18 protein-coding genes are annotated in these 21,502 nt (G+C 51.5%); 8 read left to right on the top strand and 10 right to left on the bottom strand.

Features of this window, described 5'->3' with window-relative positions; all coding sequences use genetic code 11:
• The first annotated feature begins 337 nt into the window (after positions 1-337).
• Positions 338-718 carry a hypothetical protein gene (locus DFR47_RS01220; protein WP_162930266.1) on the top strand — a complete coding sequence of 127 codons (381 nt, stop codon included), beginning with the start codon at positions 338-340 and terminating at the stop codon, positions 716-718.
• 23 nt (positions 719-741) lie between these two features.
• On the opposite strand, the gene DFR47_RS01215 is transcribed toward DFR47_RS01220, so the two are convergent.
• Both DFR47_RS01215 and ppdK read right to left on the bottom strand, forming a co-directional pair.
• A complete protein-coding gene (locus tag DFR47_RS01215) occupies positions 742-1,620 on the bottom strand; it encodes a polysaccharide deacetylase family protein (RefSeq protein ID WP_113942594.1) in 879 nt (292 codons plus the stop codon).
• Positions 1,621-1,717: 97 nt separating this feature from the next.
• Entirely contained in the window at positions 1,718-4,384 is a 2,667-nt protein-coding gene (gene ppdK, locus DFR47_RS01210; RefSeq protein ID WP_113942593.1) for a pyruvate, phosphate dikinase, read from the bottom strand.
• A 346-nt stretch (positions 4,385-4,730) separates the two neighbouring features.
• On the opposite strand from ppdK, the gene DFR47_RS01205 reads away from it, so the two are divergent.
• On the top strand, positions 4,731-5,075 hold the full coding sequence (locus DFR47_RS01205) for a VOC family protein (RefSeq protein ID WP_113942592.1): 345 nt from the start codon (positions 4,731-4,733) through the stop codon (positions 5,073-5,075).
• A gap of 56 nt (positions 5,076-5,131) precedes the next feature.
• Here the strand turns inward: DFR47_RS01205 and DFR47_RS01200 are convergent, their stop codons facing one another.
• The 5 genes from DFR47_RS01200 to DFR47_RS01180 form a co-directional block, all read right to left on the bottom strand.
• The gene (locus DFR47_RS01200; protein ID WP_113942591.1) at positions 5,132-6,025 is read right to left on the bottom strand and encodes a cation diffusion facilitator family transporter; all 894 of its coding nucleotides are present in this window, start codon (positions 6,023-6,025) and stop codon (positions 5,132-5,134) included.
• A gap of 127 nt (positions 6,026-6,152) precedes the next feature.
• Entirely contained in the window at positions 6,153-9,617 is a 3,465-nt protein-coding gene (smc, locus tag DFR47_RS01195) for a chromosome segregation protein SMC (protein ID WP_113942590.1), read from the bottom strand.
• Between the two features lie 135 nt (positions 9,618-9,752).
• On the bottom strand, positions 9,753-10,415 hold the full coding sequence (locus DFR47_RS01190; protein WP_113942589.1) for a DsbA family protein: 663 nt from the start codon (positions 10,413-10,415) through the stop codon (positions 9,753-9,755).
• Positions 10,416-10,593: 178 nt separating this feature from the next.
• Positions 10,594-11,103 (bottom strand): DUF721 domain-containing protein, encoded by a 510-nt coding sequence (locus DFR47_RS01185; RefSeq protein ID WP_113942588.1) that lies wholly within the window; start codon positions 11,101-11,103, stop codon positions 10,594-10,596.
• Positions 11,104-11,162: 59 nt separating this feature from the next.
• On the bottom strand, positions 11,163-11,933 hold the full coding sequence (locus DFR47_RS01180; RefSeq protein ID WP_170137416.1) for a glycosyltransferase family 25 protein: 771 nt from the start codon (positions 11,931-11,933) through the stop codon (positions 11,163-11,165).
• Between the two features lie 170 nt (positions 11,934-12,103).
• Between DFR47_RS01180 and mutY the strand changes: the two genes are divergently transcribed.
• On the top strand, positions 12,104-13,222 hold the full coding sequence (gene mutY, locus DFR47_RS01175) for an A/G-specific adenine glycosylase (RefSeq protein ID WP_245416403.1): 1,119 nt from the start codon (positions 12,104-12,106) through the stop codon (positions 13,220-13,222).
• A 17-nt stretch (positions 13,223-13,239) separates the two neighbouring features.
• Positions 13,240-13,857, top strand: a complete 618-nt coding sequence (locus tag DFR47_RS01170; protein ID WP_113942585.1) for a class I SAM-dependent DNA methyltransferase — start codon at positions 13,240-13,242, stop codon at positions 13,855-13,857.
• Between the two features lie 179 nt (positions 13,858-14,036).
• Here DFR47_RS01170 and DFR47_RS01165 read toward each other — a convergent pair whose 3' ends face one another.
• Positions 14,037-15,170 carry a site-specific DNA-methyltransferase gene (locus DFR47_RS01165; RefSeq protein WP_113942584.1) on the bottom strand — a complete coding sequence of 378 codons (1,134 nt, stop codon included), beginning with the start codon at positions 15,168-15,170 and terminating at the stop codon, positions 14,037-14,039.
• 394 nt (positions 15,171-15,564) lie between these two features.
• On the opposite strand from DFR47_RS01165, the gene DFR47_RS01160 reads away from it, so the two are divergent.
• The gene (locus tag DFR47_RS01160) at positions 15,565-16,254 is read left to right on the top strand and encodes an HAD family hydrolase (RefSeq protein ID WP_113942583.1); all 690 of its coding nucleotides are present in this window, start codon (positions 15,565-15,567) and stop codon (positions 16,252-16,254) included.
• A 126-nt stretch (positions 16,255-16,380) separates the two neighbouring features.
• On the opposite strand, the gene DFR47_RS01155 is transcribed toward DFR47_RS01160, so the two are convergent.
• Positions 16,381-16,563: a hypothetical protein gene (locus DFR47_RS01155; protein WP_113942582.1), complete on the bottom strand. Its 183-nt coding sequence runs from the start codon at positions 16,561-16,563 to the stop codon at positions 16,381-16,383.
• A 354-nt stretch (positions 16,564-16,917) separates the two neighbouring features.
• Positions 16,918-17,490 (bottom strand): hypothetical protein, encoded by a 573-nt coding sequence (locus DFR47_RS01150; protein ID WP_113942581.1) that lies wholly within the window; start codon positions 17,488-17,490, stop codon positions 16,918-16,920.
• A gap of 394 nt (positions 17,491-17,884) precedes the next feature.
• On the opposite strand from DFR47_RS01150, the gene thrC reads away from it, so the two are divergent.
• The 3 genes from thrC (at position 17,885) to DFR47_RS01135 (ending at position 21,455) form a co-directional block, all read left to right on the top strand.
• The gene (gene thrC / locus DFR47_RS01145) at positions 17,885-19,282 is read left to right on the top strand and encodes a threonine synthase (RefSeq protein ID WP_113942580.1); all 1,398 of its coding nucleotides are present in this window, start codon (positions 17,885-17,887) and stop codon (positions 19,280-19,282) included.
• A gap of 207 nt (positions 19,283-19,489) precedes the next feature.
• Positions 19,490-20,788, top strand: coding sequence for a M16 family metallopeptidase (locus DFR47_RS01140; protein WP_113942579.1), 1,299 nt, complete (start codon positions 19,490-19,492; stop codon positions 20,786-20,788).
• A 34-nt stretch (positions 20,789-20,822) separates the two neighbouring features.
• On the top strand, positions 20,823-21,455 hold the full coding sequence (locus tag DFR47_RS01135) for a GNAT family N-acetyltransferase (RefSeq protein WP_113942578.1): 633 nt from the start codon (positions 20,823-20,825) through the stop codon (positions 21,453-21,455).
• Positions 21,456-21,502 lie beyond the last annotated feature (47 nt).

The raw sequence follows: 21,502 nt of genomic DNA, 5'->3' as shown, positions 1-21,502 counted from the left end.
AACCATTGAAACCGCTCTATCTTTTTATTTTATCGCATTATCCGACGCAAAACCGCTTCGCACTTTTACTGGAAATGCTCTGATTGAAAAATATAGCGAATTACCCTCAATGGCAACAACAACCCACCCACAGTCTGAACTCATGCAATTATCGCATAACTGACAGTTTCATCAGGCGACACATGGTTAAAGATCTGTGATTAACGATAGATAAAAGGGAAACATTTTTATTTATCATGATATTATCACAAATCACCAAAATGAAATTGCATTGGGCTCTTAAGCTGGCATCATCGGCTCAAGCGTTATCACAATAATACACCGGAGAAGCCCATAGATGAGGCAAACGCCCTCTTCCCCGTCAGATAATCTTATAGCCGCATCTGAGGAGAGTGCGTCATTAGAGGCTGTTGAGGTCGAATTCGCGCTGGGAGCGCAGGATGTTCTGACCGACGGTTTTGACTTATCATTAGCCAAGGCCGCCGATATTGTCGGCGGTGAAGTCCTGTTCAATATGCCTGCGCTTGATACAACCCATGCGCAGCGTATCGGGGCTATTCTTGTGCCTTCAGGCAATCAGGAGCAGGTGGTTTTTGTCACATTGCTCAATGACGGCCTGACACTGTCGCACGAACCGCTCTCAGGCAATAATGTGCTGTTTGAGAGCCTCGGCCGCAATTATGCAGCCGTTATGGGCAAACTCAAAAACGACTTCTGAGTCTCCCCGCACAAACAAATTTATCACTGAGCCGGAGCTGTTACAGTTTCCGGCTCAGTTGCTTTTGTGCTTATTTTTGAAGGCGTTTTATTACTTTTCTGCGATATAGATTCATGATGCGGCATTGTTTCGCTCACAACATTCGGCGCAGCACGGGCAGGCATATCTTTCAGCAGGCGAAACTGCACACCCTTTTTCTTCAACGCGACAATACCCTCAGCAACACCGGCACCAGAGGCTCGTTTCGGCTGATTAATGTGAGAGATAATCACGTCACCGTCTTTGGCATAGGATATCCGTCTGGCAACCGTTGCCGCAGGCAAGGAAGCACCCCGATCGCCATTCAGCGAATAACCGGCAATCTTATAGCCCATCCCCTCAATCTGACGCACTGCATCAGTGGAATAGCGGGCCGTCGCATCGCGATACCATTGCGGCTGACGACCAAAGATTTCAGTGATCTTGGCCGCGCCACCTTTTACTTCGGCCTCAATCGCAGCCGGTGTACCGGCCGTTGGAATACCATACATCGTTTTCAGCTCGGTAATAGCAGGCACGTGTTCTGCCCCGTGATTTTCAATTGCGAATAAATCCGGATGCGCTTTGAGCACTTCGATCGCCGCCTGATTGCGGCGCAACCAGCGTGCGGTCACAAACAAAGTCGCCGGAATTTTTTCCTGCACCAGCACATCAAGAATGCGGTGATCAATATCGCCGGAACAGGCATCCAATGTCAGTGCCACCTGTATCGGATTTGATTTTCCTGCCAGATTAAGCTGCGGCTCGATAATCAAATGGCGCTGTGAAATTTTAGGCGAGAGCAAAGCCTCATCTGCAGCAAAAACAGGAGTGACACCGATGCTCAGGCTTAAGCCCAACAACAAAAATTTAATGGCAGACATTTCGCACCGGCTCATGATTCAATGATGAACTTATAGCATTATAAACTACAAATGCGCCGGATGAAGCATCCGGCGCATCGTCATGATTATTCATAAATTACTTCGCTGCTGCAATGGCTGCCTGCGCCGCAGCCAGTCGTGCAATCGGCACGCGGAACGGCGAGCAAGACACATAATCCAGACCGGTCTTTTCATAGAAGCCGATCGAGGCCGGATCACCGCCATGTTCACCGCAAACGCCGAGCTTTATATTCGCCCGTTGTTTGCGACCACGCTCAGCGGCCAGCTGCACCAGCTCACCAACACCATCGAAATCCACCGTCACAAACGGATCCTGCTCGATAATGCCCAACGCCTGATATTGGGTCAGGAAGGATGAAGCATCATCGCGCGAGACACCAAAGGTAGTCTGTGTCAGGTCATTGGTACCAAAGGAGAAGAACTCCGCCGTCTCCGCCAGTTCACCCGCACGCAAGGCTGCACGCGGTAGTTCGATCATGGTGCCAACCATATAATCGACCTGCACACCGCTTTCAGCAATGATCTGTGCAGCAACCTTATCAATGCGTGCCTTCACAAAATCCAGCTCGGCTTTAATACCAACCAGCGGCACCATGATTTCCGGAATTACCGCTTCGCCGGTTTTTTTGGCAGCAGCAATCGCGGCTTCAATAATCGCGCGGGTCTGCATTTCCGCAATTTCCGGATAGGAAATCGCCAAACGGCAACCACGATGGCCGAGCATCGGGTTAAACTCATGCAGGCTCTCTGCCCGTTCACGCAGCTTATCCGCATCAACGCCCATCACATTGGCAACTTCGGCAATTTCTTCCGCAGTCTTTGGCAGGAACTCATGCAATGGCGGATCAAGCAGACGAATAGTAACCGGCAACCCCTGCATGATTTCAAACAATTCGGTAAAGTCATCACGCTGCATCGGCAAGAGTTTATCCAGCGCAACACGGCGACCTTTTTCATCCGACGCCAAAATCATCTCACGCATTGCGAGAATACGCGGGCCTTCGAAGAACATATGCTCTGTACGGCACAGACCAATACCTTCCGCGCCGAAAGAGCGTGCTGCACGGGCATCAGCCGGTGTTTCCGCATTAGTGCGTACTTTCATGCGGCGGGCTTCATCAGCCCAAACCATCAGCTTGCCAAAATCACCGGAAAGCTCAGGCTGCTGCATAGCAACAGTGCCTTTCAGCACCTGCCCGCTGCCACCATCAATGGTGATGATGTCGCCTTTTTTGAAGGTGCCACCGGCTGTCAGCATGGTGCCATTGCGGTAATCAATACGCAAAGTACCAGCGCCGGAAACACAAGGCTTGCCCATACCACGGGCAACAACCGCCGCATGGCTGGTCATACCTCCACGCGAAGTCAGAATACCTTCTGAGGCGTGCATACCGTGAATATCTTCAGGGCTGGTTTCAATACGCACCAGAATAGCCTTGCGGCCTTCTGATTTCAGCTGTTCCGCATCTTCCGATGTGAACACGATCTCACCGGTTGCAGCTCCCGGAGATGCAGGCAAGCCGATACCGATCACATGGCGCTCGGCTTTCGGATCAATGGTCGGATGCAGCAACTGATCCAGCGAGGCCGGATCAATGCGGTTCACCGCTTCCTGCTTGCCGATCAGACCTTCTTCAACCATTTCCACGGCCATTTTCAGCGCGGCTTTGGCTGTGCGCTTGCCCGAACGGGTTTGCAACATCCAGAGTTTGCCACGCTCAATGGTGAATTCCAGATCCTGCATATCGCGGTAATGCTGCTCAAGACGGTCAGCAATTTTCAGGAATTCAGCAAAAGCTTCCGGCATGATTTTCTCAAGCGAAGGACGCTCGGAACCGGCTTCAATGCGGGCTTCTTCAGTAATATTCTGCGGTGTGCGGATACCTGCCACCACATCCTCACCCTGTGCATTGACAAGGAATTCGCCATAGAGCTTGCGCTCACCGGTGGAAGGGTTACGGGTAAAGGCCACACCGGTTGCCGATGTATCGCCCATATTGCCGAAAACCATGGCCTGCACATTGACCGCAGTACCCCAATTTTCCGGAATATTATGCAGGCGGCGATAGGTGATCGCGCGGGCATTCATCCATGAAGAGAATACAGCAGAAATCGCGCCCCAAAGCTGCGCTTCAGGATCCTGCGGGAAAGGCTCGCCCAGTTCTTCTTCAACTTTGGCTTTGTACTGATCTATCACACCGCGCCAGTCATCGGCGCTCAGATCGGTATCAACATCCAGATCAAGGCTGGCTTTGGTATCATCAAGAATTTCTTCAAAGAAGGAATGATCAACGCCCAGCACCACATCCGAATACATCTGGATGAAGCGGCGGTAGCTGTCATAGGCAAAGCGCTCGTCATTGGCCTCGGCAGCGATTGCCGCAACTGTTTCATCATTAAGGCCGAGATTGAGCACAGTATCCATCATGCCCGGCATGGATGCACGGGAGCCGGAACGCACAGAAACCAGCAGCGGGCGTGTTTTATCACCCAGACGACGGCCTGTCAGCGCAGCAATATTTTCCAGCGCCTGAGCAACCTGTGCTTTCAGAATTTCCGGATATGTACGGTCATGGTCGTAATAATAGGTGCAGACATCGGTGGTAATGGTAAAGCCCGGCGGAACCGGAAGCCCGAGGCTGCTCATTTCAGCAAGGTTCGCACCTTTGCCGCCCAGAAGATTACGATCACTTGCAGCGCCATCAGCTTTGCCGTCACCGAAGTGATATACCCACTTATCCATTCCGTCCTCCTGATTATGACCGGTTCGGGCCTCAATGTACGTAATGATAGCCGATACCGGATACACAACTCCTGCTTAAGCGATAGCTCGGATGCGGGCTACTGAAAAATGCAGAAAAACGGTAACAAAGCGCAACGCGATGGCTGTATATTTGTTTAAATCGATTTTGCAGAATTCGATTTCAGTCTATTATCCGGCACAATGATTGTTTCGTAAAAGATGAAAGCGATTTCATCTGCATTTCCGTAGCTTAACGGAATCAGCTGATAATTTGATTCCGCTTGTGCCAATCTGATCACCCGTCGGCCATTACAGCCGGACAAACCAATCTTATTTTGAGGCTATCATGCGTAAAACCGGAAAACTCGACTATCTGGAAATGCCTGCCGGTCAGAGTGGCCTGAATGAGGTCAAAGCATTTTACAGTAATGCTTTCGGCTGGAGCTTCACCGATTACGGCCCCGATTATGCCGCTCATTCCGAAGGGCTGGACGGCGGTTTTTATCAGGGTGATGAGGCAAAAAATGCCAAGCCATTGCCGGTGCTCTATTCTGACAATCTGGAACAGACACTGAGTGATGTTGAAAAAGCCGGTGGCAAAATCGTCAAGCCGATTTTCAGCTTTCCCGGTGGTCGCCGGTTCCACTTCACTGACCCGTCCGGCAATGAACTGGCCGTGTGGAGTGAATAATCACATCTGATAAGGCACAGACACGGTATCTCAACGTAACCGTGTCTGTATTATCATCAGTGAATATCTTCAGCGCGGGCACAGTTTTCCGCTTCCATCTGTAGTGTCGTATGATGCAAATCATATTGCTCCTGCAACACCTGCTCCACAGCACGGCGCACCGTTTCACCATTCGCTTGAGGTTGCAGCACAATATGTGCGGTCAGGGAATGCTGGCTTTTCGTCAGTGACCAGACATGCAGATCATGCAGTTCCGCAACACCTGAAACGCCAAGCACAGATTGCTCCAGCTGACGCAAATTCAGTCCGACCGGCACGCCCTCCAGCAGAATATTGATACATTCTTTGAGCAATACCCATGTGCGCGGGAAGACCATGAAACCGATACCGACAGCAATCACCGAGTCCACCCACTCCCATGCGGTGAAGTAAATAATCACGGCACCGACAATCACGCCGACCGAGCCGAGCATGTCCGCCCAGACTTCAAGGTAGGCACCCTTCACATTCAGGCTCTCATCCTTCTTGCCGCTGAGTAACCGCATTGAAATGAGGTTCACAATCAACCCGAAAACCGCAACAACCATCATGCCAACAGATTGTACTTCTGCCGGTTCCGACAGTCGTATATAGGCCTCGTAAAGGATGTAAAAAGCCACAAGCAGCAAGAGTACGGCATTGATTGCTGCAGCCAGTATCTCAAAACGCGAATAGCCGTAGGTGCGCAGAATATCGGCGGCACGCCGCCCCAGATAAATCGCGATCAGCGCAAGTGCCAGTGCAAAAGTATCCGTTGCCATATGCATTGCATCAGACAGCAGTGCCAGACTGCCGGTAACATAGCTGCCGATAATCTCGGCAATCATGAAGCTGCCGGTCAGCCCTAATGCGAGCCAAAGCCTTGGAATAGGCGTTGCACTCACATCCGCATGATTATGATCACCGCTCATTGTCAGCCCTTTGCTTTAAAGAAATTTATACTTCTCTAATATTCAAGACTATTTCAACAATCAGGCAAGTGTCCACTGAATTCGACAGCAATAATATTATATCAAACAAGCTGTTAACAGGCGATCTTTAAACAGCCTCGCGCATGGCCGCAGCGGTTTGCAGGTCAACAGAAACCAGTTGGCTCACACCCTGCTCGCCCATGGTCACACCAAACAAACGATCCATACGCGCCATAGTAATCGGGTTATGGGTAATGATGACAAAGCGCGTCTGCGTGGAAGCAGCCATCTCATCCATCAGATTGCAATAGCGTTCGACATTATGGTCATCGAGCGGTGCATCCACCTCGTCCAGCACACAGATTGGTGCCGGATTGGTGAGGAACACTGCAAAGATCAACGCCATTGCCGTCAATGCCTGTTCACCACCGGAAAGCAATGTCATGGTCTGCGGCTTCTTGCCCGGAGGGCGAGCCAGAATTTCCAGCCCCGCATCAAGCGGATCTTCCGATTCAATCAATTGCAGCTCTGCCGTACCGCCACCGAAAAGATGCGTAAACAAACGCTGGAACTGCTCATTGACCACGTCAAACGCAGCCAGAAGGCGTTCACGGCCTTCTTTATTCAGGCTCTGAATGGCCTGACGCAGTTTTTTGATCGCTTCGATAACATCTTCACGTTCATTGATGATCGCATCCTGCCGTTCGGACAATTCACGCTGTTCTTCTTCGGCACGCAAATTCACTGCACCGAGACGTTCGCGCTCGATTTTCAACCGGTCAAGCTGACGGTCTGTATGATCCATATCCGGCAGCGGATCACCGGTATTCAGACCTGTATGCCGGAAGGCTTCATGCGGCGCACAATTCAGCACCTCAACAATACGTGCCTCGGCATCCTTACGACGCTCTTCTGCAGCTGCCAGACGCTCTTCCGCACGCGCACGCATTTCCCGCGATGAGGCCAGCTCCTGAATAGCCAGTGTCGCACGCTTATCCAGCTTGGCCTGCTCTGTTTCAGCAATACTCAGGCGGTCGGACGTTTCCTTACGCTGCGTATCGGCATCTTCTACTGCGCTTTGCAACTCGCGGCGGCGCTCTTCAATATCTGCCGGTGCTTCGGCCAGATCTTCCGCTTCATCACTGGTTTCAGCTCTGCGTTCTGTCAGTGCGGTAATCTGTCGGCGAGCATTTTCCGCCCGAGACTGCCAGCTTTTGCGCTCATGGACAATCATTTCCAAGCGACGCAGACGGTTTTCCGCATCACGGCGCAGATTATCATGGGCTGCACGCGCTTCGGTCATAGCAGCGCGATCGGCCATGACCTGTGTTGTCAGAGTTGTAAGCTGTAAATTCAATGCACCCAGATCCGGCAGATCATCAAGCCTGATCTGCGCCTCTTCCAGCTGAATGGTGTTTTCTTCCAAACTATCGCTGAGGCGGGTCTTCGCCTCATCCAGTGCGGCGCGTTTGCTGGATAATTGTCCGGCTGCACGTTCGGCCTCAGCCAAGGCATCACGCGCTTGTGCCAGTTCACGCTGGGTAGCACGCCAATGATCGCGCAGACTGCGCTCGCGCTCAACGGCCTCACGCAAAGCCGTTTCAGCCTGTCGCAAAGCCGTTTCCGCCTGCATCACACGACTGCGTGCAGTGACAGCCGAAGCTTCAAGTTCAGCCAAGCGGTTCTTCTGTGCCAGTCGCTGTGCGGCGGCAGTCGGCGCATCGGAACGCGCGGTAAAACCATCCCAGCGCCAGAGGCTGCCTTCTCTGCTCACCAAACGCTGACCGCTTTGCAATTGCGTCTGAAGCTTTGCGCCTTCACTGTCATCCACCAGACCAATCTGGGACAAACGGGACTGCAATGCCGGAGGTGCGTCCACCACAGTGCTGAGCGGCACCGCTCCTTGCGGCAGTTGACCAAAATCGCGGTTATTCTGGCTATCAATATCTGTCCAGAAAACCGGCGCCTGCGGATTAACCGGCGCTTCAAGATCATCGCCCAAAGCAGCACCAAGCGCAGTCTCATAACCCTTTTTCACCTGCATCTGCTCAACTACAGCAATATAGGTGGAGGATTGGCCGCTATTGAGAATGCTGGCCAGAGTGCGGGCTTCGGTTTCAATCCGGTTCAGCTCTTCGCGCGCATGCGCCAATGGCTGGCGGTGGCCGGTTTCCGCTTCCCGCGCCTGCTCCACCATTTCCTCGCAAGCCAGCGCCTGTTCTTCCGCAGCATGCACGGCTTCTTCAGCCAGCGCTACTCTGGCAGCTTTTTCTTCGGTACCGGCCAGAAGTTTCAGCTGATTTTCCAGTGCAGCAATATCCTGCTCAACGGTGCGCAACTGCGCGGAGAGCTTCTCGCTGCGCTCGGCAATATCACGTACCAGTCGTTCACTCTGTGTGCGCTCTGCTGCGGCTTCCGCGCGAGCCGAGGTAATCTGCGCCAGTTCGGCTTCATGCCCCTGCAATTGCTCCTGTGCGGCAGACAAGAGTTCTTCGGCTTCAATCGCACGATCGCCGGAAGCCTCGTTCTGCTCACGCAAATCCTGTTCTTCATCGTCCAGACGTTCAAGCACAGCAGCATGTTCCTGCAACATCTGCTCTTCACGGGCGATATCAGAACTCAATTGTTCGAGCCGCTTTAACAGCTCAGAACGGCGCTGGGTCAGACGGGTCGCTTCTTCATCAAGCTGTGAAACCGCAATCGTCAGACGCTGCAAAGCTGCGGCGGCAGATGCCTGCTGATCACGCAGTTCAGGTAAATGCTGCGCAGCAATAGCCTGTTCTTTGGCGGCAATCATCTGCGCCTGCGCCATCGCGCCGACATGAGATGTTGCCGTAGACAGGGCGCTTTGCGCCTCAGCTTCCTGAGTTTTGGCCTGTGACCAGCGCAGATGCAGCAAAATTGCTTCAGCCGCACGAATATCTGCTGACAGCGAGCGAAACCGATTGGCCTGACGGGACTGGCGTTTGAGACTTTCAATCTGTGTGCCAAGCTCGCCAACCACATCTTCCAGACGCTCAAGATTAGTTTCAGCCGCACGCAAACGTAGCTCGGCTTCATGGCGGCGGGAATGCAGGCCGGAAATACCGGCAGCCTCTTCCAGCAGCGCACGTCTTGCCTGTGGTTTGGCCTGAATCAACTCACCAATACGTCCCTGCCCGACCATGGACGGTGAGCGCGCGCCGGTTGATTGATCGGCAAACAACAATTGTACATCTTTGGCACGGACTTCCTTGCCATTGATACGATAGACCGAACCGGATTCACGCTCGATACGGCGCGAAACCTGTAACTCATCAACATCATTATAGGATGGCGGTGCAGAGCGGTCGCTATTGTCGAGGAAGAGTGTAACTTCCGCACTGTTTCGTGCAGGGCGCGTGCCCGAGCCGGAGAAAATAACATCGTCCATGCCGGAAGCGCGCATATTTTTATAGGAGTTTTCTCCCATAACCCAGCGCAGGGCTTCAACGAGATTGGACTTGCCGCAACCATTCGGCCCGACGACACCGGTCAATCCGCCTTCAATGACGAATTCCATCGGTTCGACGAAAGATTTAAATCCGAGAAGGCGCAGCTTGGTAAAACGCATCAGCCGTCACTCCGTGCAACCGGACGCGGCAAAAACAAAGCGTTTAAGAGCGGAATAAAATCAGACACTATTTTTTTAAAATATAACAATGCAGCGGACACGACCAGGCGCCCGCTGCATGAATATGCATCAGGTTCAGAGCATAGAGTCGATAACTGCCGACATCTGTTCAACCGAAAGAGCTCCGGAATATTTCTGGCCGTTGATAAAGAACGTAGGTGTTGCATTCACACCGAACTCAGCACCACGTTCACGAACAGCATTCACATCATCGAGAAGCTGCTGGTTCGTCAAGCAGGCATTGAATGTCTCCTGTGTAAAACCGGCCAATTTCGAGATTTGCAGCAATGCAGCCTGTGCATCATCAGCCGCAGCCCACTGCATCTGCTGTTTGAATAGCACATCAACCATCGGGAAATAACGGTCATCCGGTGCACAACGTGCCAGCATGAAAGCAGCTGTTGCACGCGGGTCAAACGGGAATTCACGGAAAATCAGACGGGCTTTACCGGTCTTGATGTATTTTTCTTCAATTGCCGGAAGCGTATTCACAGCGAATGTCGCACAATGCGAGCAGGTCATTGAAGCATATTCAACGATTGTCACCGGCGCATCGGCCTGACCGAGCACTTTATCTTCAAGAGCGCCTTTTTCGAGCAGCTTTTTCATATCGACGGTGCCGTCTGATTTCGGAACACCGGACTGTGCCATAGCACTTCCAGCCGCAGAGACGGACAATGCCGCAGTTGCAAGTGCTGCACTACCCAGAAGCTGTCTGCGGTTCAGTTGAGATATCATACGAATCACCCGTTTATTCACGTTGCTATTAATTTTCGATAGTAGAGCAAAATGCCCGAATTTTGTCAGGCAGCTTAAGAGTTTTTAATAAACAGTGCGTCTACAGAGACTTAACGGGCACTAACTTGCCAGTACGCACTATGGTTAGAGCGGCGCCCACTTTTAGCTCACCAATGCTTTAAACCGGCTTTTTGCTGGCTTTTTCCGCAAGAATATTGCGCCCGAGCTGCATCAGTGAAGCACGCAGTGCCTCATCCTCAATACCATTTGTCGCCTGTGCCAGTTTCTTCTCTGCAGGCGCACCAACCGGCATCAGCGGTTTGATTTTGCGTTGAGCGACCGGCGCAACGGATTTTTGCTCGATACGGATACGGGCAATGGCTGCAAAGCCCAGAAAGGAATTTACGCGATTGATGATCTCACCGGTGGAATGCTGGATACGCATCGCTGCCATGCCTTCACAACCGATAATCAGCGTGGCCGGCTGGAACGGATCATCCTCATGGGCGCGCCTTGGCCAGACAATCCGTAACGGACGCGATTGCGCACCGATCTGCGGCCCGACCACATCTTCCCATGCCTGTACCAGCGAGAGATTGATACCCGCACGCTTGCGCAAGACAGGATCGAGCACACTACCGGCCGTATCCGCCAGCGGTTTAAAACCCGATTTTTCCTCTCTGCTCATTTTATTCCTTTAACACTGAAAAAAGCATCATCACATGCAACACAAACACAGTCTGCCCGCTATCTGTGGCGAAGATTAGCCTTTTTGAAACTATAAAACACCCTGTTCAGATAATCTTTAACACGGAAGAACAGCGTACTGATGCGCTTATGCGTCGGTAGCTTGGCTTTAGCGTAGCTGCTCGCACCTGCTTCTGAAATTGTAGAGGCGCTTTCATTTGGATTGCTCACCACAGCTTTGCTCGCAGTGAAGAAATTATAAGAGCCTGTCCAGCCACGCTCCAACGCCACATCATAAGGCAGATGCATAATCTGCAAGGCCTGCAAAAGTTTCGCAGCCCCTTCCTTCGACACTATATAAGCACCGGCATTGCCCAGTGGCCCGTGCGTTGTTCGTCCGATAGCCACATCTGGCGTCAGTTGCTCAACAGGCCGGAAACCGACAAGGCGATTATGGATCAGTTTGATCACATCCCAACCCTTCAACGCCATTGCAGCCTCAACCACAGGCATGAATTCATCTGAGAAGCGAATGTCATCTTCGATAATCACGCCACCGACAGCATCACCATCAGCGATCATTTTCAGCGCTTTCATATGGCTGAGATAACAGCCTATCTCCGCGACAGAGGCGATCTTGCCATGATCTCTGCGAAATCCCGCATCATCAAAATTCTTTTTATCTTCCGGCCGAAGTAATTTGCCATCCACTGCAGGTACACGCTGAACCGCCACGCCAATTTCCTGCGCATGCGCCAGCAAACTGTCCCAACGATCTTTGGAACGGTCAAGGTTAAGAGCATAAACGGGAAAATTTTGTTCGTTCAGCAATATAAAATCCTGCGTAGTATTTCACGATGCCTATGAAATATTGGAAACAGCGGCAGTTAGCAACAAGATGCCGATTATTTTACCGCAGCGCTTTATGCCATGTGAAGACTGCTGGTAAATTTCAGTAAATTCCGGTGCATTCCGTCCATATATCCTTTATGGAAAACACTATGACGAAACAGCGCCCCCTCTCTTCCGAAATTTGCCAAACACCCGCAGAAAAACTGCTGGCATGGTATGACCGTCATCACCGTATATTGCCGTGGCGTGTGACACCGGACGATCACCGCCAAGGTGTGCTGCCTGATCCCTATCGTATCTGGCTGTCAGAAGTCATGCTGCAACAAACCACAGTTGAAGCAGTTAAAGCCTATTTTCTGAAATTTACCGGCCTCTGGCCAAATGTGCAGGCGCTTGCCGATGCCACTGAGGATGATGTTCTGCGTGGATGGGCAGGACTTGGCTATTATTCACGCGCCCGCAACTTAAAAAAATGCGCGGACATGGTTGCCACGCAATATGGCGGACAGTTTCCGCAAAGCGTGGAAGGCCTCAAACAATTGCCTGGCATCGGCGATTACACCTCTGCTGCCATTGCTGCCATTGCCTTCGACATTCCTGCTGCCGTCGTTGACGGTAATGTCGAGCGCGTCGTCAGCCGCCTGTTTGCGATCAAAACCGTGATGCCACAGACCAAGGTTGAAATCCGTAAATTTACAGAACAGCTTACACCGCAAATCCGCCCCGGTGATTATGCGCAAGCGATGATGGATCTCGGCGCAACGATCTGTACGCCCAAAAAACCGGCCTGCATTCTCTGCCCACTGAATGATAATTGTGCGGCTTTGCTGGAAGGAGAGCCGGAGCTTTACCCTGTAAAAGCCCCTAAGAAAGCCAGACCCGTCCGCTATGGTGCGGCCTTCATTATTGTGTCCCCGCAAGGTGAGGTCTATTTGCGCAAACGCGCCGACAAAGGCCTGCTTGCCGGCATGAGTGAAGTGCCGAACAGTGACTGGATCGCTGCGGATGAGAATGCAACGCCTGAGCATCTCGCGCAACTGACTAATGCAGACCTCGCTCCCTTTGCAGCTCAGTGGCAGCCAAACGGCAGCATAACCCATATTTTTACGCATTTTGAACTGCGTCTGAGTGTTTACAAAGCGGACGTGACTTCAGTCCCGCCAAGCAATAACAGCTGGTGGGTTGCTCAAGATAGTCTCAGCGAAGAAGCGCTGCCGACAGTGATGAAAAAGGCGATCAGCGCAGCCTTGCCCGATGCTTTTAAATAGTGAAGCGGAAAATATGCATGTCGAAAATTGCCGATAATATCATCCCGCTCTATGAAGCCCATGCGCAGAGATGGGATGATATCCGTCGCAGCAATACGGCCAAAGGGCTGATGGAAGCAGACTGGTTGAAGCGTTTTACCGGATTATTGCCCCAGCAGGGTGCTGTTCTGGACTGCGGTTGCGGCGCCGGAGAGCCTATGGCCGGACATCTGATCCGTGAAGGCTTCCAGATCACCGGCATCGACAGTTCCTCCAGTATGATCGGCATTTGTCGTGAGCGCTTCCCCCAACATCAATGGTTGGTTGCCGATATGCGTGCGCTCACACTGCCACAGCAATTTAACGGTATTCTCGCATGGGACAGTTTCTTCCATCTGCAACGCGATGACCAGCGCCGGATGTTCCCCCGCTTTGCAGCGCTTGCGGCGGATCATGCTGTACTGATGTTTACCAGCGGCACTTCAAATGGTGAGGCCATCGGCACATTTGAAGGCCAGCCGCTTTATCACTCCAGCCTCGCACCGGAAGAATATCGCGCTCTTTTGTCCGAGAACGGTTTTGACGCTGTGCAGTATGTGGAAAATGACCCTCATTGCGGTAATCACACAATATGGCTCTGCCGTAAAACCTCCTGAAGCAGCAACAAAAAAAGCGCCGGCTCAACACCGGCGCTTTAAGGCTCAGACATCTCTGGAGGTCAGTCCGATAATTATGCGCGGCTTGTGAGTAACACATCAAATTCGCGCAGAATGCTGTCGAAAATACCAGTATGAGACTATTGGTATTTTCATCATTTGGTTTACGAGCCAGTGGCTTATGAACCGGCCTGAGCCATGTTGACACGAATTTCTGCACGCAGCGTATCAATGGACTTCAGAGTGCCTTCTTCTTCATAGTGCCAGAATGTCCAGCCATTGCAGGCATCAAAGCCCTGCACTTTGGCACCCATGCGGTGAATGGAACCGGCATCGCCATTAACAGCCAGAGTTCCGTCTGCACGCACGATCGCAGCATAACGACGCTTGGCATCACTCAGAACTGTACCCGGACGCAGCAGACCGGCTTCAATCACGCTGATGAATGCCACGCGTGGTTCTGCACGCTTGCCGCTCATCACTTTCAGCTCAGTCTTACCCAGCGGATCAACCGCAGCGATACGCTTGGTTGCTGCATCGATATAGCTCTGTTCACGCTCGATACCGACAAAATGACGGCCGAGACGCTTGGCAACCGCACCGGTGGTGCCGGAACCGAAGAAAGGATCGAGGATCACATCACCCGGCTTGGATGAGGACATCAGAATACGGGCAAGCAGTGCTTCCGGCTTCTGGGTCGGATGAACCTTGTCACCATTCTCGTCTTTCAGACGTTCATTGCCGGTGCAAATCGGAAACAGCCAGTCAGAGCGCATCTGCACATCATCGTTGGCGGCCTTCATGGCTTCGTAGTTAAACGTATAGCCTTTGCTCTTCTGATCGCGGGACGCCCAGATCAGCGTTTCATGCGCATTCTGGAAACGGCGGCCACGGAAGTTTGGCATCGGATTGGTTTTGCGCCAGATCACATCATTCAGCATCCAGAAACCCAGATCCTGCAAAGACGCGCCAACGCGGAAAATATTGTGGTAGGAACCGATAACCCAAATTGTACCATTTGGCTTGAGAACGCGACGGCAAGCCATCAGCCAGGCACGGGTAAAGGCATCATAAGCCTGAAAACTGTCGAACTGATCCCAATGATCATCCACGGCATTGACCTTGGTCTGATCAGGGCGGTGCAAAGCACCTTCAAGCTGGAGATTGTAAGGGGGATCAGCGAAGATCACATCTACCGAATGATCCGGCAAACGATCGAGCGCAGCGACGCAGTCACCCTTAAGAATTGTATCGAGCCAGACCGAGCGCGGTGCAGCTTCTGGCAGATCTTTCACAAGACGAACAACGGACATGTGATACTCGCTAAACATAGGAACGCTTTACTGTCCTTATGGTTACCGAACAGGGTAAACATGGGGTTAACTGAATTGTTAAAAAGTGTTTTGAATGTCAAAAATCGTCATATTTCTTTAAAATCACCGCAAAATCACACTCGCAAGCCACTGTAAATGTTTACATATTTTAACGATTGCCCGATTTTAGCGGTAAAAAGCTTAAAATATGGTACCCGCAAATCACCTGTTTCAGGCCAACTGATTTGCCCTGTGTTCAAATGTTAAAGCGGGCAATTTCTTTTTATCATTTTGACCCTCAATCGTTTTAAGTGTACACAAAGCCCGTCCTCCCTCCCCTTTGTTGCAAGCCTTGTTCCGGTTTTTGCAGCTTCTGAACATTTACGGATTTTTCATGTCAAAACCCCAGCTGATCCTCTTCGACTGTGACGGTGTTCTGGTCGACTCCGAGTATATTGCCGCACAGGTCGAATCCGAACTCCTGACCGATGCCGGGTACCCGATTTCACCGGAGGAAATTGCCGAGCGTTTTGCCGGTCTGACATGGCCGAGCATTCTGATGGAAATTGAGCGGGAATCCTCTATGCCGATCTCAGCATCGCTGATTGAAAAATCGCGCAAGATTATGAAAGAGCGGATTAGCAAAGAGCTGCTGACCGTCGACGGCATCGAAGATGTGGTGAGCCAGCTGCAATATCCGAAAGCGATCTGCTCGAACTCCAACACAGAATCCCTGCAGTTGATGCTCAAGCGTTCAACACTTTATGATGCATTCGCCCCGCATATTTATGCCGCCCGCGAAGTTGGCAATAAAGAGCCGAAGCCGGCTCCGAATGTTTACACCTATGCAGCGCAGCAGTTTAATGCCGATCCGAAACATTGCTTTGTGATTGAGGATTCAAGTCACGGTGTCCATGCAGCACGCGCTGCAGGCATGCGTGTTATCGGCTTTACCGGCGGTGCCCATACCTATCCGGGGCATGCAGACAAGCTGACCGAAGCCGGTGCGGAAACCGTGATTAACCGCCACCGTGACCTGCCAGCCGTGATCGAAGCAATGGCTGAATGGGACGAAGGTTTCTGATCTAACTTCTGTGACCAGAAAAGCAAAAGGGCGTGCCATGGCACGCCCTTTTGCTTAAGGCATTGATATTACTTGAATACCATCACCCTTGATTGTTGCATTATGGCTTAAGCCAAATGCCTGATATCAGGCTGCTGATTTCTTGGCGTCTTTCACGGGAGCCGTCAATGCAGCATAGACCTGCTGCGCTTCTGTCTCGCTCAGACCAATCATCGGGCGACCTTCAATCATAACCGGCTCACCGGAATCCATTTCAAAAATGGCCCAGGTGTCGGTTGGTTCCTGTATGAGTTCATAAGCTGTCATCATGGCAACAGTCTAAACGTTAGAGATTACAAATAGTTTCATTGTTTCATCGCTTTAGTGATGAATATGCGGCATTCCACAGTCAATACGCCCCAAATCAGGCAAAACTACGCAACCTAATCTTCTAAATAATTGATAATAAATAATATTTTAAACGAAATTCTTTATTTACCCTGAATGAGATCAGTTTGAACAGCTGACAAAATTCACGGTTAGATGAAGCTATAGTTAATATTTTATGCAATAATTTTCGACTATTTGCAAATATGCGCAAGAACATATAAAAATACCGCGCCTGATTTAAACCAGACGCGGTATTTTAATTAACGCGTAGCATAGTGAATATGCTCTAACTCATTATTTCTTCTGCGGGCCTTCATCAAAGCCGATGAAGATCTGCACCTGACGGGCAGTCGCTTCCGATACCGAAATCTGTGGTGCAGTGAAAACAAACTGCGTTGCAGCGTCCGAATTGGTCATCGACACGGCCTGCTTATGCAGGTTGCTGGAAACAACCTTATCGCCTTCCATTACCACCACACGAATTGGCATAGTGATTGTGCCGTTGCGGAATTTTGGTCCCGGAACCACGCGACCGGCAGCGGCAGCTGTAATGGTCAGATTGCCATTATCTCTGCGGCAATCACGGGTCACATCGCTGATCGCTGCCTGATAGATCACGCGATTGCTGTCGCCGTTACCACCTTTTTCATAGGTGCTGAAATAGGACGTTCCTTCACGCAGGCTGATACGCGGACAGAAAGCCTGCAAGTCGGCCTGCGTCACCCGCTGTTCGCCCGATGTTGACACTGTTGGCTGCTGATTGCTGGTTGAGCAACCGGCCACGATCAGGCCAAGCAAAGCAGCGCCCCCCAGACGGGCAAACCGCGTTGAAAGAGGATTTAAACGTCCGAAGGTAGAATTCTGCATAAACCGGTCTTCCTGAATATTGAACCTGTTTTCGAACCACTCCGGCAAATCATCACCGCAGCCGCTCTGTCCTGTTATCCTGCATATGCGCTGCAATTCTTTTTGCAGTCTCAGCTATACAGCTTTAATTATTGTTGCACATTTTGTCCAAAAGCTGTTTCACAGTTTCAGCCAAACTGTTTCTCACTTTCAGAATGCGTTTCCATATGGACGCACAGCGCTTAACATGCATTATGAGACAATATTTTCACGTTTTTTGTGCATAGGGCAAGCTCTATCCCGACAGACTTGCAAATGACACAAGGGATGCGAACAGAAAACACACATCCTGATCAACCAAAACCGGCGCATTGCCGGAACAAAATTGCATTGAATAAATGAGGCCTGAAACCCTATGAAATATGTCAGCACCCGTGGCGAAGCGCCGGTTTTAGGCTTTTCTGATGCACTTTTGGCAGGTCTGGCGCGTGATGGCGGTCTTTATCTACCGGAAAGCTACCCGCAGTTTTCTGCTGAAGACATCCGCAATCTGCGCGGCAAATCCTATGTGGAAATCGCCCTTGCTGTTCTCTCCCCATTCGTAAATGGGGAGATTCCGGCTGCCGAATTCGAGAAAATGGTGCGCGAATCTTATGGCTCATTCCGCCATGATGCCGTCTGCCCGCTCGTACAAACCGGCGCGAATGAATATGTGCTGGAGCTTTTCCACGGCCCGACACTGGCGTTTAAAGACGTGGCGATGCAGCTGCTTTCGCGCATGATGGATTATACGCTGGCGCAGCGCGGTCAGCGCGCGACCATCGTTGGCGCCACATCCGGCGATACTGGGGGCGCGGCGATTGAAGCTTTTGCCGGTCGCGATAATACCGATATTTTTATCCTGTTCCCGCATGGCCGTGTCTCTCCGGTGCAGCAGCGCCAGATGACCTCATCTGCGGCCAGCAATGTTCATGCCCTGTCTATCGACGGTAATTTTGACGACTGTCAGAACCTCGTTAAAGGCATGTTCAATGATCTGAACTTCCGTGACACGCTTTCGCTCTCCGGTGTAAATTCGATCAACTGGGCACGTATCATGCCGCAGATCGTCTATTACTTCACATCGGCTATCAGCCTCGGCGCACCGGATCGCAAAGTGTCCTTCACAGTACCGACCGGTAATTTCGGCGATATTTTTGCAGGCTTTGTTGCCAAACAAATGGGTCTGCCGATTGACCGCCTGATCATTGCAACCAACGACAATGATATTCTGTCGCGCACAATTGCCACAGGTTCTTATGCCATGCGCGGTGTTGAGCAGACCTCATCCCCGTCGATGGATATCCAGATTTCCTCGAATTTCGAGCGTCTGCTGTTTGAATCTTATGGTCGTGATGCAGCCGCTGTGCGCGGCCTGATGCGCAGCCTTGGCCAGTCCGGTGAGTTCACGATTGCAGATGCACCGCTGAAAACCATCCGCGAGCAATTTGCTGCCGGTCGTTCAACAGTGGCAGAAACCGCTGCAACTATCGACTCCGTGCTGAAACAGGATGGCTATCTGCTCGATCCGCATTCGGCAATCGGCGTTAAGGTTGCCCGCGAAAACGCGGACACAGCCTCTCCGATGGTGGTGCTGGCAACCGCTCATCCGGCTAAGTTTCCGGAGGCAGTGAAAGATGCCTGCGGCGTTTCTCCGGCTCTGCCTGCATGGCTCAGCGATCTGATGGAGCGGAAAGAGCACTTCACACACCTGCAAAATGACCTGAAAGTGGTTGAAGATCATATACGCAGCCATTCAAGAGCAGCGAAATAATTAAACCGCAGTTGCAGCCATATGTTGTATTATGGCTGCAAATTTGCATAGTTTTGACTCTGCCTTTATATGCTGCAAAAAACATAAGAGGCAGACGGAGTCATCCGGAACATCAGATTTTTGTTTTGGACTCTTTAATAGTCGCATTATCATACCCGTCAGCATCCAAGAAACTGACGGCGAAATACTCAGGGGAGTATGCCTAGAATGGGTGTAGAAGTAAGTGTTCTGTCCAACGGACTGACGATTGCCACCGAAACCATGCCGCTTATTGAGAGCGTAGCACTGGGCATCTGGGTTAAGGCAGGCTCCCGCAATGAAGCGCATAACCGCCACGGCATTGCACATTTTCTCGAGCATATGGCTTTTAAAGGCACGGACAACCGCAGTGCATGGCAGATTGCGGCTGACATTGAAAATGTCGGCGGTGAAATCAACGCCGCGACCAGCGTCGAAACCACCTCTTATTATGCCCGTGTGCTGCGCAACGACCTGCCGCTGGCGATTGATATTCTGGCCGACATTCTGACCAGTTCAAAATTTGACGAAGATGAGCTTGAGCGCGAGAAAAACGTGATCATGCAGGAAATCGGCGCGGCACATGATACGCCCGATGATATTGTTTTCGACCGTTTTTCCGAAACCGCTTACCTCAACCAGCAGCTTGGCCGCTCTATTCTCGGCACGCCGGAAACAGTACAATCCTTCACGCCGGATGATCTGCGCACCTACATCAACGAACAATATAGCGCCGACCGTATGGTTGTTGTCGCTACCGGCGCTGTTGATCATGCTTCTTTTGTACGTGAAGTAGAAAGCCGTCTTGGCGGTTTCCGCTCCACAACCAGTGCTGCCGCACCGGTTAAAGCGGCTTATGTCGGCGGTGACTACCGTGAAGAACGCGATCTGATGGATGCGCAGGTGCTGATCGGCTTTGAAGGTCGCGCCTATCATGTGCGCGATTTCTATGCCTCGCAGTTACTGGCAACCGTTCTTGGCGGCGGCATGTCCTCCCGCCTGTTCCAGCAGGTGCGTGAAAAACGCGGACTTTGCTATTCCGTCTATGCTTTCCATTGGGGCTTTTCCGATACCGGCCTGTTCGGCATCCATGCTGCAACAGGTCGTGAAAATCTTGAAGAGCTGGTTCCGGTTGTCCTCAACGAGCTTTATGAGGCTTCCACCAATATCAATATTCAGGAAGTTGACCGTGCCCGTGCGCAATATCGTGCTGGTCTTCTGATGTCGCAGGAAAGTGCTGCCAGCCGTGCAGGCCAGATTGCCCGTCAGATGTTGCTTTACGGTCGTCCGGTTCCCAATGAAGAACTGCTGGAACGCCTGAGCCTGATTACGCCGGAACGCCTGACTGATCTTTCAGGACGTATGTTCCTCGACAGCAAACCAACCATTGCCGCTGTCGGCCCTGTCAGCCAGATGATGGGCTATGACGATATTCACGGTACATTGCGCGGTTTCGCAGCGAATAAGCGCCCGGCACTGGCTGTATAAATCTATCCGTGGCTCTCCAGACAGGCAGGGTATCATGATCAGCTTTCCCTTCAGCAAAACACCATCCGTGTATCTGAGGGGAGAGCGTTTGTCTTTGCGTGAGCCGCAATGGTCGGATTATCGCCAATGGGCAAATTTACGTGAAAAAAGCCGCGCATTTCTGACACCATGGGAGCCGACATGGCGTGATGACGAACTGGAAAAGTCCAGTTTTCGTCTGCGATTGCGCCACTATTCCGAAGAAGCACGCAGCGGCAATGCATGGTCTTTATTCCTGTTTCGCAAATCCGACAATATTTTGCTGGGGGGAATCACTCTCGGCAATATTCGCCGCGGCGTCGCTCAATCTGGACAGATCGGATACTGGTGCGGTGCGCCTCATGCCGGTCAGGGCTACATGTATGACGCTCTGAAACTGGTTATCCCCTTCGCATTCCATGAACTGCGGTTGCACAGACTTGAAGCTGCCTGTATTCCATCTAATCTGCGTTCAGTCAGGCTTCTTGAAAAAGCCGGATTTTTACGGGAAGGCACTTTGCGCTCCTATCTCAAAATAAACGGCATCTGGCAGGATCATCTGCTGTATAGTCTGATTGAGGGGGAAGAGCAGCAAAGAGCTCAGCCGGTCACAATGGAAAACAGTTTCCATAAACCGGTTGCCCGCTAAGCGCAGCCTGCTGACTACAAATGACAAAAAGGTAAAGACAGTGACAG

The organism is Pseudochrobactrum asaccharolyticum (genome assembly GCF_003314995.1).
Taxonomy (GTDB): Bacteria; Pseudomonadota; Alphaproteobacteria; order Rhizobiales; family Rhizobiaceae; genus Pseudochrobactrum; species Pseudochrobactrum asaccharolyticum.
Note: the sequence above shows the minus strand (reverse complement) of the source record. Positions and strands in the feature narration are given on the sequence as shown.